Consider the following 15,436-nt stretch of genomic DNA (forward strand, 5'->3'; position numbering starts at 1 on the left):
ATCAGTACAGAATCGGTGGAGCGGTAGTTCAGTTGGTTAGAATACCTGCCTGTCACGCAGGGGGTCGCGGGTTCGAGCCCCGTCCGTTCCGCCACCCTAATTAGGGGCGTAGTTCAATTGGTAGAGCACCGGTCTCCAAAACCGGGTGTTGGGGGTTCGAGTCCCTCCGCCCCTGCCAGAAAATAATCCTTTGCTTCGGCAAAGGATTTTTTTTGTCCAAAATTCGGCAGTGAAATGAGTTTGAGTTTCACTGTGATCCACTCAAACTCCCTCATTTATTATCTTATTGTGTCAAAACCGGATATTTAAGCAGCTGACGAATGTGACTTTGCTGATCGCTATTCTGCAGCCACACCGCATATAACGGTCGCACGGCGACGGGTGTATCTGGAATAACCATCAAATCACTATAAATGCCGTGCCAAAAATCAGGTAAAAAGGCACAAGCACCGGTGGTATGCAGTAATTCGCGTGTTAAATGTGCGGATGTGGTGGTTAATACGGGAACATCATCACTAGACAGATAACTTTCATGCTGATGAAAATCTGCGCCCCATTCCAGCTTGATATAGTCATATTTTTCACGCTTCTCGGTTTTACGCGCCCGGAATAATGCGAGCGAAATATGCCCTATTTGCTGGCTGGTTAACTCATCCATTTTTGGCGCTTCAGTTGTGATCAACAGGTCCAACTGACGTTCATGCAATTGCTTAACCAGTAAATGTCGCTGGGCGATACGTGCCTCAAGATGAAGGCTTTCTCGATTCTCATAAAGTGTTTGCAACCAGGGAGTTAAGTACGCTTCCCAAAGGGATGCGCTACCTCCTATTGAAAGCTCATGATGCTGTTGTGTATGCGAAACTTCCTTTTTGGCCATCAGCCAGGTGCTCATCAGGCTTTCGGCATAGGGTAATAAACGCTCGCCTGCTGAAGTCAGCCGGATGTTATTACGGTGACGAGTAAAAAGGTTTACGCCCAGCTGATTTTCCAGCTGACGAATGCGAAAACTAACGGCAGATTGCGTGAGGTAAAGCGCTTCAGCAGCACGCCCGAAATGGCGTGTTCTGCTCACTTCGAGGAAAGTTTTCAGTAATTCCGTATCCACTGCATTCTCCCAAAAATTGTTTGTCGTACTGATTTAAATGTTTTGTTTTACACTCTGTCAAGCCTATCTAATACTCCGCGCCATAAATAGCACGGCCATATGAGAGTCAGGAGCGTGTAAAATGGCGGATAGCTTCGCAACAACGAATCGTTTCTTTGATAACAAACATTACCCACGTGGTTTTTCGCGTCATGGTGATTTCACCATTAAAGAAGCTCAGCTTCTGGAGCGCCACGGTTACGCCTTTAATGAACTGGATCTCGCTAAGCGTGAACCCATTACAGAAGAAGAGCGTTCATTTTTAGAAGTATGTCGTGGTCTTCGTGAGCCACAAACGGAAGCTGAACGTGTATGGTCGAAATATACCGCACGTATCAAGCGACCTAAGCGTTTCCATACGCTATCTGGCGGCAAGCCGCAGATGGATACGGTGGAAGATTTTAGCGATAGCGATGATTAAGAATAGCGGGGCTTATATAAGCCCCGTTTTTTATTCCAGAGTCTTGTGCACATAGATCATTAAGCGGTCGATGCTGCGATATCCCACCGCTTCCTGCAAATGACTACGAGTAATCTGCTCTTCACCTGCTAAATCAGCTATTGTCCTGGCCACCTTTAAAATCCGCTGCCAGGCGCGTACTGAAAGCCCCAACGAATTCAACACTTCTTCCAGCCATTCAGCATCCTGCTGCTTCAATGGACACCAGCGTAAAATCTCTGGGTTAGAGAGATGAGCATTCACTTTTCCGCTGCGTGCTGTTTGAATCTTTCGTGCGGCGAGGACGCGAGTTAAAACTTCAGCGCTGCTTTCGCTGACTTGTTGTTTCTTACTTAGCGATCCACTGGGCAGAAGTGGGACCTCTAACGATAAATCAAAGCGATCGAGAAAAGGTCCTGATAACCGATTGAGATAGCGCAACACCTGCTGAGGTGATGAGCGATTATGGTTGCCCTGATAATGCCCGGTCGGGCTGGGATTCATCGCGCCGATCAATTGAAAGCGCGCAGGATACGTCACTTTAGCGCGCGTGCGTGAAATGGCGATTTCCCCGGATTCAATCGGTTCGCGCAAAGCATCAAGCGTTCTGCGCTCGAACTCAGGCAGCTCATCGAGGAATAACACGCCATTGTGTGCCAATGAGATTTCTCCCGGCCGCGGCAAGGAGCCGCCCCCAACCAGCGCATAGAGTGATGAACTGTGATGAGGCGCTCTGAACGGCCGTTTGCGCCACTGATGATGGAGATTGCCACTGCTTACCAGGCTGGCTATAGCGGCGCACTCCAGCGCTTCCTGGTCGTCTAACGGTGGCATGATACCGGGCAGACGCGTCGCCAACATGGTCTTGCCGGTGCCAGGCGGCCCAATCAGTAATAGGTTATGGCCGCCGGCTGCAGTGATCTCCAGTGCACGTCGGCCCTGATCCTGGCCAATGATATCGCTGAGGTCCCGCTTTTCCTGTTCAAGCGTTTCGGGCTGATAATGCGCGACAGTGAGAGTGGTTTTGTTATGGAGAAACGCACAGATTTCTACCAGATGTTTGCCTACCAGCGTCTCGCCATGTTGAATCAACCCTACATCCTGTTGATTCTGTTCAGCTAACACCATTTGTCTGCCCGCTTGCAGTGCCGCCATCGCAGCTGGAATAGCGGCCTGAACGCCACAGAGCGCGCCGTTAAGTGCTAACTCCCCCAGGAATTCATATTGCCCGAGTTTTGCGTCTGGCAGCTGCTCAGAGGCCGCCAGAATGGCGATAGCGATGGGGAGGTCATAGCGTCCGCCCTCTTTTGGCAGATCGGCAGGCGCCAGATTGATGGTGACGCGTTTCGCCGGGAAGGTGAACCCGCTATTAATAATCGCGCTTCGCACCCGTTCCCGCGCTTCTTTTACCGTGGTTTCAGGCAGTCCAACCAGCGTCAGGGCCGGCAAGCCGTTGCTGATGTGCACTTCCACCGTCACCAGCGGAGCCTGAACACCCAGCGCAGCTCGTGTTAATACCTTCGATAAAGACATAACCGCTCCTTGTTGTCCTTATCATCAAAGCAGCCAGACAGATGAACAATGGCTTACTGCTCAACTTCAGAGCCAGATTCCTTACATTCCCTGATAATTGCCGCTCTTTCACTGAAAATCAGAGCTTGATCGTAAACTCCAAATGAAGATTACGACGCGGGCGTTATGAATTTTTATCACAAATGTAAATAACCTTTTATTTACAATGTGATAACGGCGGGCCGCCAGCGGCATCATAAAATTTTCCAATGAAAATTATTGTCAACGACACGCTAACTATGGTAACTCTGTAGGTATTACTTCGAACAATCGAAAAAATAAACAACACATGAAAGCCCTTCTACAAGTGATTAGCCTAGTCGTGATTAGCGTGGTGGTGATTATTATCCCACCGTGCGGGGCATCGCTTGGAGAAAGAAAGGCTTAAAAATCAAGTCTGGAATTCCAAAAACCCCCGCACCGAAAGGTCCGGGGGTTTTTTTTTGACCAGGCTAAATATCAGCAAATTAGCGAGGAACAGATTATGAGCAGTAGCATAAAATTCTGTTGTTCCCCTAGGAATACAGGAGAATAACCATGACAGGTGCACAGTGGGTAGTTCAGGCTTTACGCGCGCAGGGTGTCGATACAGTGTTTGGCTATCCTGGCGGCGCAATCATGCCAGTGTACGATGCGCTCTACGATGGCGGCGTGGAACACCTACTGTGTCGTCATGAGCAAGGTGCGGTGATGGCTGCTATCGGTTATGCCCGCGCAACCGGCAAGACTGGCGTATGTATCGCCACTTCGGGGCCCGGCGCCACCAACCTGATCACCGGTTTGGCGGATGCGATGATGGATTCGATCCCGGTTGTGGCGATCACCGGCCAGGTATCATCGGCCTTCATCGGCACCGACGCCTTCCAGGAAATAGACGTTCTTGGTTTATCGTTAGCCTGCACCAAACACAGTTTCCTCGTTGAATCGCTTGATGATTTACCCTCAGTGATGGCAGAAGCTTTTGCCATCGCGCAATCGGGTCGTCCCGGCCCGGTACTGGTCGATATCCCGAAAGACATTCAGATCGCCAATGGCGAACTGACGCCTCATCTGCTGCCAGTTGAGGAAGAAATCAGCCACTCCGCTCAGCACATTGCAGAGGCGCGCGCATTGATGGCGCAATCGCATAAGCCGATGCTGTATATCGGTGGCGGCGTGGGTATGGCGCAGGCGGTTCCAGCCTTACGTGCCATGGCGCAGGAAACCGGTATCCCGATGGTTTCTACGCTGAAAGGTCTTGGTAGCGCGGATGCCAGCAGCGATCTTTATCTCGGAATGCTGGGCATGCACGGCACCAAAGCCGCTAACCTCGCGGTACAATCCTGTGATTTGCTGATTGCGGTTGGCGCGCGTTTTGACGACCGCGTTACTGGCAAGCTGGACACCTTCGCACCGCACGCCAGCGTCATCCATATCGATATCGATCCTGCCGAGCTGAACAAACTGCGCCGTGCTCACGTTTCACTGCAGGGCGATATGAATCAGGTGCTGCCGGCACTGAGCATGCCAATGCACATTGATGGCTGGCGCAAAGAAGTCAGCGCGATGAAAAGCGAGTTCGACTGGCGCTACGATCATCCCGGCGAAGCGATTTACGCGCCGTTGCTGCTGAAGCAGTTGTCTGACCGCAAAGCGGACAGCGCCGTGGTCACCACCGATGTAGGTCAACACCAGATGTGGGCCGCTCAGCACATGAGTTTCACCGCGCCAGAAAACTTCATCACCTCGAGCGGTCTCGGCACTATGGGCTTTGGCCTGCCGGCGGCGATTGGTGCGCAGGTGGCACGTCCAGAGGACACAGTGATCTGCGTGTCTGGCGATGGTTCTATCATGATGAACATTCAGGAGCTGGGCACCATCAAGCGCGGCAAGCTGCCGGTGAAAATTCTGCTGCTGGATAACCAGCGTCTCGGCATGGTGCGCCAGTGGCAGCAACTGTTCTTTGATGGTCGCTACAGCGAAACCATTCTGACCGACAACCCCGATTTCCTTACGCTGGCCAGCGCGTTTGATATCCCAGGCCAGCGCATTAGCCGTAAAGATCAGGTCGACGCCGCCCTCGATGCTCTGCTGAACAGTGAAGGTCCTTACTTCCTGCATGTTTCGATAGATGAGCATGAAAACGTCTGGCCATTGGTACCGCCAGGTGCCAGCAACGCAAACATGATGGAGAAAACCGCATGAATCAGCATCAATTGTCTATCGAAGCCCGCTTTCGTCCTGAAATATTGGAGCGCATTTTGCGTGTCGTGCGTCACCGTGGTTTCCAGGTGTGTGCAATGAATATGGCCACCGCGGTCAATGCGGAGAACATTAATATCGAAATGACCGTTGCCAGCCAACGCTCAGTCGATTTACTGTCTTCGCAGTTAAGCAAACTTATGGATGTCGCTTGCGTCGAGATCCAACAACAGACAACACAACAAATCCGCGCATAGTCGCCAAAGGAAAAAGCAATGAGTACGAAGAAAGCAGACTTTATTTGGTTCAATGGTGAGATGGTTAAGTGGGAAGACGCCAAGGTCAGCGTTATGTCTCACGCCCTGCACTACGGTACTTCTGTGTTTGAAGGCGTGCGTTGCTACGACTCACACAAAGGTCCAGTGGTGTTCCGCCACCGTGAGCATATGAAGCGTCTGCATGAATCCGCCAAAATTTACCGTTTCCCGATTAAAGCCAGCGTTGATGAGTTGATGGAAGCGTGCCGCGAAGTGATCCGCGTGAACAAACTGAAAAGCGCTTATATCCGTCCGCTGGCCTTCGTGGGTGACGTGGGTCTGGGTGTGAACCCGCCAGATGGCTACACCACCGATGTAATCATCGCTGCCTTCCCCTGGGGTGCTTACCTGGGCGCTGAAGCGCTGGAAAACGGTATCGATGCCATGGTTTCTTCGTGGAACCGCGTTGCACCAAACACCTTGCCAACCGCCGCGAAAGCGGGTGGTAACTATCTCTCCTCTCTGCTGGTAGGCAGCGAAGCGCGCCGCCACGGCTATCAGGAAGGTATCGCGCTCGACACCAACGGCTATATTTCAGAAGGTGCTGGCGAAAACTTGTTCGAAGTGAAAGATGGCATTCTGTTCACGCCGCCGTTCACCTCTTCAGCGCTGCCGGGCATCACCCGTGACGCCATCATCAAGCTGGCGCAAGACATGGGTATTGAAGTGCGTGAGCAGGTTCTGTCGCGCGAATCCCTGTATCTGGCCGACGAAGTCTTCATGTCAGGTACTGCAGCGGAGATCACTCCGGTGCGCAGCGTCGACGGCATTCAGGTCGGCGAAGGTAAACGTGGTCCGGTCACCGGTCGTATCCAGAAGGCATTTTTTGGCCTGTTCACTGGCGAGACGGAAGACAAGTGGGGCTGGTTGGATCCGGTTAACGCATAACGAGATTTTTTGCGGGCGTCAGATGGCGCCCGCAACTTTATTATTACTGGAGTAAATAGAGCATGCCAAAGTACCGTTCCGCCACCACCACCCATGGACGTAACATGGCCGGTGCCCGTGCCTTGTGGCGCGCGACAGGAATGACCGACGACGATTTCGGTAAGCCGATTATCGCCGTGGTCAACTCATTCACCCAATTCGTACCGGGCCACGTGCACCTGCGCGATCTTGGCAAACTGGTTGCTGAGGAAATCGAAGCAGCTGGCGGCGTGGCCAAAGAGTTCAACACCATTGCGGTGGATGACGGTATCGCCATGGGTCATGGCGGCATGCTGTATTCACTGCCTTCACGTGAGCTGATTGCCGATTCAGTGGAGTACATGGTCAACGCGCACTGCGCCGATGCCATGGTATGTATCTCCAACTGTGACAAAATCACTCCTGGCATGCTGATGGCGTCACTGCGCCTCAACATTCCGGTGATCTTTGTGTCTGGCGGCCCGATGGAAGCCGGTAAAACCAAACTGTCTGATCAAATCATCAAGCTGGATCTGGTTGATGCGATGATTCAGGGCGCCAACCCGAACGTCAGCGATGCCGACAGCGATCAGATCGAACGTTCTGCTTGTCCAACCTGCGGTTCCTGTTCCGGTATGTTCACCGCCAACTCGATGAACTGTCTGACCGAAGCGCTGGGCTTGTCGCAGCCGGGTAACGGTTCACTGCTGGCCACACACGCCGATCGTAAAGAGCTGTTCATCAATGCCGGTAAGCGCATCGTTAGCTTGACCAAACGCTACTACGAGCAGGATGACGTCAACATGCTGCCGCGTAACATCGCCACCAAAGCGGCGTTCGAGAATGCGATGACGCTGGATATCGCCATGGGCGGTTCCACCAACACCGTTCTCCATCTTCTGGCTGCCGCGCAGGAAGGCGAGATCGATTTCAATATCTCCGATATCGACCGTCTGTCACGCAAAGTGCCGCAGTTGTGCAAAGTGGCGCCAAGTACGCCAAAATACCATATGGAAGATGTGCACCGTGCGGGTGGCGTTATCGGCATTCTCGGTGAGTTAGATCGCGCCGGTTTGATCGACACCAGCGCGCGCAACATTCTGCAGCAGAGCATGCGTGAAACCATCGATCAGTACGACATCATGCTGACCAAAGATCAGGCGGTGAAGGATATGTTCCGCGCCGGTCCTGCTGGTATTCGTACCACCAAGGCGTTCTCGCAGAACTGCCGTTGGGACACGCTGGATGATGACCGTACCGAGGGTTGTATTCGTACTCGCGAACACGCGTACTCGCAGGATGGCGGCTTAGCTGTGCTTTACGGCAACATTGCCGAAGATGGCTGTATCGTTAAAACCGCGGGTGTAGACAAAGAGATCCTCACCTTCAAAGGCCCGGCGAAGGTGTACGAAAGCCAGGATGATGCAGTTGAAGCGATCCTTGGCGGCAAAGTGGTAGCCGGCGACGTCGTGGTGATCCGCTACGAAGGACCGAAAGGCGGACCGGGCATGCAGGAAATGCTCTATCCGACCACTTATCTGAAATCCATGGGCCTTGGCAAAAGCTGCGCACTGATCACCGATGGTCGCTTCTCTGGCGGCACGTCAGGCTTATCGATTGGTCACGCCTCTCCGGAAGCGGCGAGCGGCGGCACCATCGCGCTGGTGAAAGATGGCGACATGATTGAGATCGATATCCCCAACCGTGGCATCAAGCTGGCGGTACCGGATAACGAACTGCATGCCCGTCGTGAAGAAGAGCAAGCGCGCGGCGATGCGGCTTATACCCCGCACGGCCGCGTACGTGAAGTCTCCTTTGCCCTGCGCGCCTATGCATCACTGGCGACCAGCGCAGACAAAGGCGCGGTACGCGATAAGTCCAAGCTGGGAGGCTAACCGATGGCTGAGTCTCAACCGCTCTCCGCGACGCCAAACGGCGCGGAGTATTTGCGCGCAGTGCTGCGTTCACCGGTGTATGAAATTGCCCAGGTGACGCCGCTGCAAAAAATGGAAAAAATTTCATCGCGTCTTGGCAACACCATTTTGGTGAAGCGTGAAGATCGTCAGCCGGTGCATAGCTTCAAGCTGCGCGGGGCTTACGCGATGATTGCCGGGCTGAACGAAGAGCAAAAAGCTCGCGGCGTGGTCACGGCTTCGGCCGGTAACCATGCGCAGGGCGTGGCGCTTTCGGCCAGCACGTTGGGCATCAAATCACTGATTGTGATGCCGCTGGCCACGGCAGACATCAAGGTTGATGCAGTACGCGCATTTGGCGGTGAGGCTTATCTGTTTGGTGCCAACTTCGACGAGGCGAAAGCCAAAGCGATTGAGCTGGCAGAGCAGCAGGGTTACACCTTCGTTCCTCCGTTTGACCATCCGGCGGTGATCGCCGGGCAGGGCACGCTGGCGATGGAGTTGCTGCAGCAGGATGCGCATCTCGATCGCGTCTTCGTGCCGGTCGGCGGCGGTGGTCTGGCGGCGGGTGTCGCGGTGCTGATCAAGCAGCTGATGCCGCAGATCAAAGTGATTGCCGTGGAATCGGAAGATTCAGCCTGCCTGAAGGCCGCGCTGGAAGCGGGTGAACCGGTAGATTTGGCGCGCGTGGGCTTGTTTGCGGAAGGCGTAGCGGTCAAACGCATCGGCAGCGAAACCTTCCGTCTGTGTCAGGAGTATCTCGATGACATCATCACGGTGGATAGCGATGCAATTTGCGCAGCGGTGAAAGATCTGTTCGAAGATGTGCGCGCCGTGGCGGAACCTTCCGGCGCGCTGGCGCTGGCGGGTATGAAGAAGTACATCCAGCTGCACGACATCAAAGGTGAGCGCCTGGCGCACGTGTTGTCGGGTGCCAACGTCAACTTCCACGGCTTGCGCTATGTCTCCGAGCGTTGCGAACTGGGCGAACAGCGTGAAGCGCTGCTGGCGGTCACCATTCCAGAACAGCAGGGCAGTTTCCTCAAGTTCTGTCAGACCATCGGCGGGCGCTCCATCACCGAGTTCAACTATCGTTACGCCGATGCGGATAACGCCTGCATTTTCGTCGGCGTGCGCTTAACGCGCGGGCTGGAGGAGCGCGGTGAGATCATCAGCCAACTGAGCGAAGCCGGTTATCACGTGGTGGATCTGTCGGATGACGAAATGGCCAAGCTGCACGTGCGCTACATGGTCGGCGGACGTCCATCGAAGCCGCTGCGCGAACGCCTGTTTAGCTTTGAATTCCCGGAAGCACCGGGCGCGCTGCTGAAGTTCCTGCAGACGTTGGGTGCGCACTGGAATATCTCGCTGTTCCATTATCGCAGCCACGGCACCGATTATGGCCGCGTGCTGGCGGCATTTGAAGCCAACGATCAGGAACCGGATTTCGAAACCCATCTCACCGCGTTGGGTTACGAATGGCATGACGAAGCGAGCAACCCGGCGTTCCGTTTCTTCCTCGCCGGGCAGTGATTACAGCTGGTGCCAGAACGCATTGATAAGCGGCTCTCCGAGCCGCTTTTTTTGTACGCAAACGCCGAGTTCCAGCGGTGCGACAGACTCCACATTCTCCAGCGTTAACACGCGATTGCGCACCGGTTCCGGGCTGTTCTCCAGCACCACATCCGGCAGCAGCGCAATACCACATCCCAGCGCCACCATTGACACAATCGCCTCATGACCGGAAACCGTGGCATAAATCTGCGGATTGGGAATGCGCTGGCGGCGGAACCATAAATCGATGCCGCGGCGTGCAGGTCCTTGTTCCGGGAGGATAAACGGAATTTGCGCCCAATCGGGTTGCTCCTGCGTCGCCTGATTGCGCACCGGGCAAGGCAGCGCCGGAGCGATCAGCACCAGCGGAATCAGGCCCAGTGGCGTAAAATCTATGCTGGCCGGCAGCGATTCTGGGCGACCGGCAATGGCGAGATCGGCGTCGCCGGACTGCACCATCTCAATCGCATCGGCGGCATCACCGGTAGTAAGTTTGATCTCTACCTGCGGATGTTCAGCACGAAAGCGGTCAAGAATCGGCGGCAGATGGCTGTAAGCGGCGGTCACCGAGCAGAACAGGCGCAGTTCACCGCTCAGTGACGGGCCGTTAAGATCCATCACATGGCGTAACTGCTGATACTGCAGCAACGTCTGCTGCGCAAACTGGCGCAGGCGCTCACCGGCTTCGGTTAGCGTGACGGTGCGGTTATCACGCAGGAACAGCGCGTGACCGACATCCTCTTCCAGGCGCTGAATCTGGCGCGAAAGAGTTGAAGGGCTGACGTGCATGGCACGCGCGGTGCGGCCAAAGTGGCAGCTTTCAGCCAGATGAAGGAAGAGTTTCAGGTCTCGTAAATCCATGCGCGTATCGCCTCAAGGTTATGTTGCAAATTATGCAATGTGACCTTGCTAATATATCAATTTAAGCAACGGATTTCCTGTCATATGATGGGGTCATTCGCGGCGTAAGAGATAACGTCGTTACTGAACAAAAACAAACACAACATCTAACCGGAGTACCCATGGCTAATTACTTCAACACATTGAATCTGCGCAACCAATTAGCGCAGCTGGGCAAATGTCGTTTCATGTCACGCGACGAATTCGCTGATGGCGCTAGCTTCCTGAAAGGCAAGAAAGTGGTCATCGTTGGCTGTGGTGCTCAGGGTCTGAACCAGGGTCTGAACATGCGTGATTCTGGTCTGGACGTGGCGTATGCCCTGCGTGCTGAAGCGATTGCTGATAAGCGTGCCTCTTTCCGCAAAGCGACCGACAACGGCTTCAAAGTCGGTACTTACGAAGAGCTGATCCCACAGGCCGATCTGGTGGTTAACCTGACGCCAGACAAGCAGCACTCTGCGGTCGTTCAGGCTGTTCAGCCGCTGATGAAAGATGGCGCTGCGCTGGGTTACTCACACGGTTTCAACATTGTTGAAGTAGGCGAAACCATCCGTAAAGACATCACCGTCGTGATGGTGGCGCCGAAGTGCCCGGGTACGGAAGTACGTGAAGAGTACAAGCGTGGTTTCGGTGTACCTACGCTGATCGCCGTTCACCCGGAAAACGATCCGAAAGGCGAAGGCATGGCGATTGCTAAAGCCTGGGCAGCAGCGACCGGCGGCGACCGTGCAGGCGTGCTGGAATCTTCCTTCGTTGCGGAAGTGAAATCTGACCTGATGGGCGAGCAGACCATCCTGTGCGGTATGCTGCAGGCCGGTTCTCTGCTGTGCTTCGACAAGCTGGTGGCTGAAGGTCATGACGCGGCTTACACCGAAAAACTGATTCAGTTCGGCTGGGAAACCATCACCGAATCACTGAAGTTTGGCGGCATCACGCTGATGATGGATCGCTTGTCTAATCCGGCAAAAATCCGCGCTTATGCGTTGTCTGAGCAGCTGAAAACCATCATGGCTCCGCTGTTCCAGAAGCACATGGATGACATCATCTCTGGCGAATTCTCTTCAGGCATGATGGCTGACTGGGCTAACGACGACAAAAACCTGCTGACCTGGCGTGAAGAGACCGGCGCAACGGCATTCGAAAACGCACCGCAGTTTGATGGCAAAATCGAAGAGCAGGAATATTACGACAAAGGCGTCGTGATGGTTGCGATGGTCAAAGCAGGCGTTGAGCTGGCATTCGAAACCATGGTTGACGCGGGCATCATCGAAGAGTCGGCTTACTACGAATCACTGCACGAGCTGCCGCTGATTGCTAACACCATCGCACGTAAGCGTCTGTATGAAATGAACGTGGTGATCTCGGATACCGCAGAATACGGTAACTACCTGTTCTCCTTTGCGGCAGTTCCACTGCTGAAAGAGTTCATGACCACGCTGCAGCCGGGCGATCTGGGCAAAGCAGTTGAAGGTACGCAGGTGGATAACGCGCAGCTGCGTGACGTCAACGAAGCCGTTCGTCAGCACCCAATCGAATCTGTAGGCCGCAAACTGCGTGGCTACATGACCGATATGAAACGTATCGCTGTCGCTGGCTAAGCCACGCGCGACACAGTTTTCAGCACAATAAAAAACCCCGGCTTGCCGGGGTTTTTTGTTATTGGTGCTCGCTGTTGCTCTAGGTATGTGCTCGGTGTCCCCCTCCTCGGTCCTCCCCCATGAATGGGGGAGGAAGATGCTGCCATATGTTAGTTCTGAAGCTGCATGTGGCAGCGTCTCCTTCCCCCGCTAGCGGGGGAAGGCCGGGATGGGGGACAGCAAGCACGTACAAAGTACAGTCAGCTCAATCACACCGCTTCATACAGCGTTTGATTTCGCGTCTCTTTACAGGCAATCAGCGCGATCAACGTCAGCACCGCCATCGAAGCCAGATAGAAACCCACCGCCTGCAAACCGTAATGGGCGTTCAGCCAGGTGGCGATATAAGGCGCTACCGAGGCACCAAGAATCGACGATAGGTTGTAAGAGAACGATGCGCCGGTATAACGCACTTCCGTTGGGAACAGCTCTGGCAGCAGCGCGCCCATCGGACCAAACGTCAGGCCCATAATGCTCAGACCAAGGATCAGGAAGCCCATTACCAGCACCTGAGAACCGGAACCCAGCAGCATTGGGAACATCAATGCAAAGGCGATAATCATCAACGTAATGGTGATCATGGTTTTACGACGACCAAAGCGATCGGCCAGCAGACCGGCAATCGGCACCATCACACCAAAACCAATCACCGCCACCATCAGCATCCACAGGAAGCTGTTACGCGAATAGCCAAGGCCAGCCGGTGCGGGTGCAGTGCCGTAACTCATCGAATACACGGTCATGATGTAGAACAGCGTGTAAGTGGCGAGCATGATGAAGGTGCCGAGAATGGTGGCGGTCAGATGCTTACTCAGCAGCGTGCCGATCGGCATTTTCACCTGTTTGTTCTCTTTCTGCACTTTGGCGAATACCGGGCTTTCATGCAGCGAAACGCGCACATACAGGCCAATTAACACCAGCACCGCTGAGAGAATAAACGGCACGCGCCAGCCCCAGTTCATGAACTGCTCGTCGGTCAGCAACCATGAAAGCAGCAGGAACGTGCCGTTAGCGAAGAAGAAGCCAATCGGCGCGCCGAGCTGTGGGAACGAACCATAAAGCGCACGTTTCTTCGCCGGAGCATTTTCGGTCGCCAGCAGTGCTGCGCCGCCCCATTCGCCACCAAGGCCAAGACCCTGACCAAAACGCGCCAGCGCCAGCAGCAGCGGCGCTGCCACGCCAATGGTTTCATAACCTGGCAGTAAACCAATCAGCACCGTCGAGACGCCCATGGTCAGCAGCGATGCCACCAAGGTGGCTTTACGGCCAACGCGGTCGCCAAAGTGTCCAAACACGGCAGAACCGATAGGACGCGCCACGAAGGCGATCGCGAAAGTCGCCAGCGACTGCAACGTGGCCACGGTCGGATCGCCCTGCGGGAAGAAGATGTGCGGGAAAATGATCACTGCGGCGGTGGCATAGATATAGAAATCGAAGAACTCAATGGCGGTGCCGACAAGCGATGCCACAACCACTTTGCCACGTGAATTGACCGGTGTGTCGTCGTGTTTTTTGTCGAGTGTTTCTGTGATGGAGGCTTGCATAAGTGTTTCTTAATTGTAAATGTAGACAGAGAATCTTACGCACCTGGTTTGCGGCATTCAATGGCGAAAAACCGCGTCAGACCGGGCTTTTTCGGCGAATAAGTGGATAATTTCTGAGTTGCTGCGATCAGTGGCGGATGGGAACGGGAAGTGTCACTTTTTTGGCGGGAATCTCTGCAAAAGGGCCAAATTAAAGTGACCCTTTAGCGTTTCCTGCTGGTTTTTGCTGAAAAAGCAGCCAGCAGGAGACATTTTTAGCTAGTACGGCAATTGTAACAACCTCGTTGGCTTATTTAGCCTGATGCGGCTGCGGCATCTCTTTATCATCTTTGTATTTGGCGGTGGCGATCCACGCGGCGCAGAACAGCGTCAAACGCGCAAAGAAGTAGAAGAACGCCATTAAGCCGAGTACTGAACCAAAGGCCGCGCCCGACGGCGAGCTTGCCAGCTTCGGCAGCGTCAGCGTCATTACAAACTTGATCACCTCAAAGCCAATCGCCGCCAGCAGGGTGCCGCGGAACAGCGCTTTTTTACGCGGCTTGTGGCGCGGTAAAATCCAGAAGATCCACAGGAACAGCAGATAGTTAGCCAGGATAGAGATGGATAACGCAATCACCGTCATCGCTGGACGCAGCCACTCAATGTCTTCCAGCCCCAGCGCGTTAACGATCGCTGCCTGCGCCGCGCCGGCAATCGAGGTCAGCGACAGCGTAATCACCAGCGCAAACATCAAACCCAACAGCGAAATCAGATCGCGCGCGTACTTCTTCCAGAATTTCTCCTGATCGTCCGGCGTGCGTTCCCACACGTCGCGTGACTGCGCGCGCACCGCTTCACGCAGGTTGCCCATCCAGTTAATGCCGGAGTAGAGCGCCAGCAGCAAACCGGTTAATCCCACCGTAGCGCGCTGCTGAATCGCGGTATTCACCGTATTTTTCAGCGTGGTGGCCAACGTCGGGTCGCTGATGCTGTTAACGATTTTGTTGATCAACTCGGTGAGCAAATCCTGATTCGACGCCAGCACAAAACCGACCGCCGCAAAGGAGACCATCAAAATCGGTATCAGAGAGAGAAAGGAAAAGTAAGTGATCGCCGCGCCAAACTGGCTACCGAGACGATCGTTGAAGCGTTCCAGCGCGCGCATAAAGTGCGCCACCGCCGGAATCGCCTGGAACCAGGCAGCGAAGCGCGACACATTTTGAATCGAGCCATCCACGGTTTTATTGCCGGTTTTAATGTCAATCAGCGGCTTGGCTTCTGCCTCGGCCGCGGTCTGTTTAGGGGTTTTGTCCGTCATAGACGATAGTCATCCTGTTCACTGCGAAAATA

13 protein-coding genes and 2 tRNA genes are annotated in these 15,436 nt (G+C 54.3%); 10 read left to right on the plus strand and 5 right to left on the minus strand.

The window, feature by feature from the left end:
• The first annotated feature begins 17 nt into the window (after positions 1-17).
• Positions 18-94: transfer RNA gene (locus tag ACVLVH_RS22630), tRNA-Asp, on the plus strand.
• Between the two features lie 8 nt (positions 95-102).
• Positions 103-178: transfer RNA gene (locus tag ACVLVH_RS22635), tRNA-Trp, on the plus strand.
• 105 nt (positions 179-283) lie between these two features.
• Here the strand turns inward: ACVLVH_RS22635 and hdfR are convergent.
• Positions 284-1,105, minus strand: a complete 822-nt coding sequence (gene hdfR, locus ACVLVH_RS22640) for an HTH-type transcriptional regulator HdfR (RefSeq protein WP_008106614.1) — start codon at positions 1,103-1,105, stop codon at positions 284-286.
• 121 nt (positions 1,106-1,226) lie between these two features.
• On the opposite strand from hdfR, the gene ACVLVH_RS22645 reads away from it, so the two are divergent.
• Positions 1,227-1,565 (plus strand): MaoP family protein, encoded by a 339-nt coding sequence (locus tag ACVLVH_RS22645; protein WP_008106616.1) that lies wholly within the window; start codon positions 1,227-1,229, stop codon positions 1,563-1,565.
• A gap of 30 nt (positions 1,566-1,595) precedes the next feature.
• On the opposite strand, the gene ACVLVH_RS22650 is transcribed toward ACVLVH_RS22645, so the two are convergent.
• Entirely contained in the window at positions 1,596-3,116 is a 1,521-nt protein-coding gene (locus ACVLVH_RS22650; protein ID WP_192415441.1) for a YifB family Mg chelatase-like AAA ATPase, read from the minus strand.
• A gap of 328 nt (positions 3,117-3,444) precedes the next feature.
• Between ACVLVH_RS22650 and ilvL the strand changes: the two genes are divergently transcribed.
• From ilvL to ilvA, 6 genes are all read left to right on the plus strand, one after another.
• Positions 3,445-3,543 (plus strand): ilv operon leader peptide, encoded by a 99-nt coding sequence (gene ilvL, locus ACVLVH_RS22655; protein ID WP_071531048.1) that lies wholly within the window; start codon positions 3,445-3,447, stop codon positions 3,541-3,543.
• 149 nt (positions 3,544-3,692) lie between these two features.
• Complete coding sequence (gene ilvG, locus ACVLVH_RS22660; protein ID WP_008106622.1) at positions 3,693-5,339, plus strand: acetolactate synthase 2 catalytic subunit; 1,647 nt, start codon at positions 3,693-3,695, stop codon at positions 5,337-5,339.
• Positions 5,336-5,593 (plus strand): acetolactate synthase 2 small subunit, encoded by a 258-nt coding sequence (gene ilvM / locus ACVLVH_RS22665; protein WP_101762784.1) that lies wholly within the window; start codon positions 5,336-5,338, stop codon positions 5,591-5,593. Before ilvG ends, ilvM begins: the two co-directional genes overlap by 4 nt.
• Positions 5,594-5,611: 18 nt before the next feature.
• Positions 5,612-6,541 carry a branched-chain amino acid transaminase gene (locus ACVLVH_RS22670; RefSeq protein WP_007888821.1) on the plus strand — a complete coding sequence of 310 codons (930 nt, stop codon included), beginning with the start codon at positions 5,612-5,614 and terminating at the stop codon, positions 6,539-6,541.
• A gap of 62 nt (positions 6,542-6,603) precedes the next feature.
• A complete protein-coding gene (ilvD, locus tag ACVLVH_RS22675) occupies positions 6,604-8,454 on the plus strand; it encodes a dihydroxy-acid dehydratase (protein ID WP_192415443.1) in 1,851 nt (616 codons plus the stop codon).
• 3 nt (positions 8,455-8,457) lie between these two features.
• Positions 8,458-10,005 carry a threonine ammonia-lyase, biosynthetic gene (gene ilvA, locus ACVLVH_RS22680; RefSeq protein WP_192415445.1) on the plus strand — a complete coding sequence of 516 codons (1,548 nt, stop codon included), beginning with the start codon at positions 8,458-8,460 and terminating at the stop codon, positions 10,003-10,005.
• On the opposite strand, the gene ilvY is transcribed toward ilvA, so the two are convergent.
• The gene (gene ilvY / locus ACVLVH_RS22685) at positions 10,006-10,887 is read right to left on the minus strand and encodes an HTH-type transcriptional activator IlvY (protein ID WP_008106630.1); all 882 of its coding nucleotides are present in this window, start codon (positions 10,885-10,887) and stop codon (positions 10,006-10,008) included.
• 161 nt (positions 10,888-11,048) lie between these two features.
• On the opposite strand from ilvY, the gene ilvC reads away from it, so the two are divergent.
• Entirely contained in the window at positions 11,049-12,524 is a 1,476-nt protein-coding gene (gene ilvC, locus ACVLVH_RS22690; protein ID WP_192415448.1) for a ketol-acid reductoisomerase, read from the plus strand.
• Between the two features lie 248 nt (positions 12,525-12,772).
• Here the strand turns inward: ilvC and ACVLVH_RS22695 are convergent, their stop codons facing one another.
• Positions 12,773-14,107, minus strand: coding sequence for an MFS transporter (locus tag ACVLVH_RS22695; RefSeq protein WP_101762781.1), 1,335 nt, complete (start codon positions 14,105-14,107; stop codon positions 12,773-12,775).
• Positions 14,108-14,396: 289 nt separating this feature from the next.
• Positions 14,397-15,404, minus strand: coding sequence for an inner membrane protein YhjD (gene yhjD, locus ACVLVH_RS22700; protein WP_110867713.1), 1,008 nt, complete (start codon positions 15,402-15,404; stop codon positions 14,397-14,399).
• Positions 15,405-15,436: the final 32 nt, after the last annotated feature.

This window comes from Kluyvera sp. 1366 (genome assembly GCF_054823405.1).

What these genes read in the sequence shown, in the direction of transcription:
- ACVLVH_RS22645 (WP_008106616.1), top strand. Translation starts at nt 1,227, where the DNA reads ATGGCGGATAGCTTCGCAACAACGAATCGTTTCTTTGATAACAAACAT.
- ACVLVH_RS22650 (WP_192415441.1), bottom strand. Translation starts at nt 3,116, where the DNA reads ATGTCTTTATCGAAGGTATTAACACGAGCTGCGCTGGGTGTTCAGGCT.
- ilvL (WP_071531048.1), top strand. Translation starts at nt 3,445, where the DNA reads ATGAAAGCCCTTCTACAAGTGATTAGCCTAGTCGTGATTAGCGTGGTG.
- ilvG (WP_008106622.1), top strand. Translation starts at nt 3,693, where the DNA reads ATGACAGGTGCACAGTGGGTAGTTCAGGCTTTACGCGCGCAGGGTGTC.
- ilvM (WP_101762784.1), top strand. Translation starts at nt 5,336, where the DNA reads ATGAATCAGCATCAATTGTCTATCGAAGCCCGCTTTCGTCCTGAAATA.
- ACVLVH_RS22670 (WP_007888821.1), top strand. Translation starts at nt 5,612, where the DNA reads ATGAGTACGAAGAAAGCAGACTTTATTTGGTTCAATGGTGAGATGGTT.
- ilvD (WP_192415443.1), top strand. Translation starts at nt 6,604, where the DNA reads ATGCCAAAGTACCGTTCCGCCACCACCACCCATGGACGTAACATGGCC.
- ilvA (WP_192415445.1), top strand. Translation starts at nt 8,458, where the DNA reads ATGGCTGAGTCTCAACCGCTCTCCGCGACGCCAAACGGCGCGGAGTAT.
- ilvY (WP_008106630.1), bottom strand. Translation starts at nt 10,887, where the DNA reads ATGGATTTACGAGACCTGAAACTCTTCCTTCATCTGGCTGAAAGCTGC.
- ilvC (WP_192415448.1), top strand. Translation starts at nt 11,049, where the DNA reads ATGGCTAATTACTTCAACACATTGAATCTGCGCAACCAATTAGCGCAG.
- ACVLVH_RS22695 (WP_101762781.1), bottom strand. Translation starts at nt 14,107, where the DNA reads ATGCAAGCCTCCATCACAGAAACACTCGACAAAAAACACGACGACACA.
- yhjD (WP_110867713.1), bottom strand. Translation starts at nt 15,404, where the DNA reads ATGACGGACAAAACCCCTAAACAGACCGCGGCCGAGGCAGAAGCCAAG.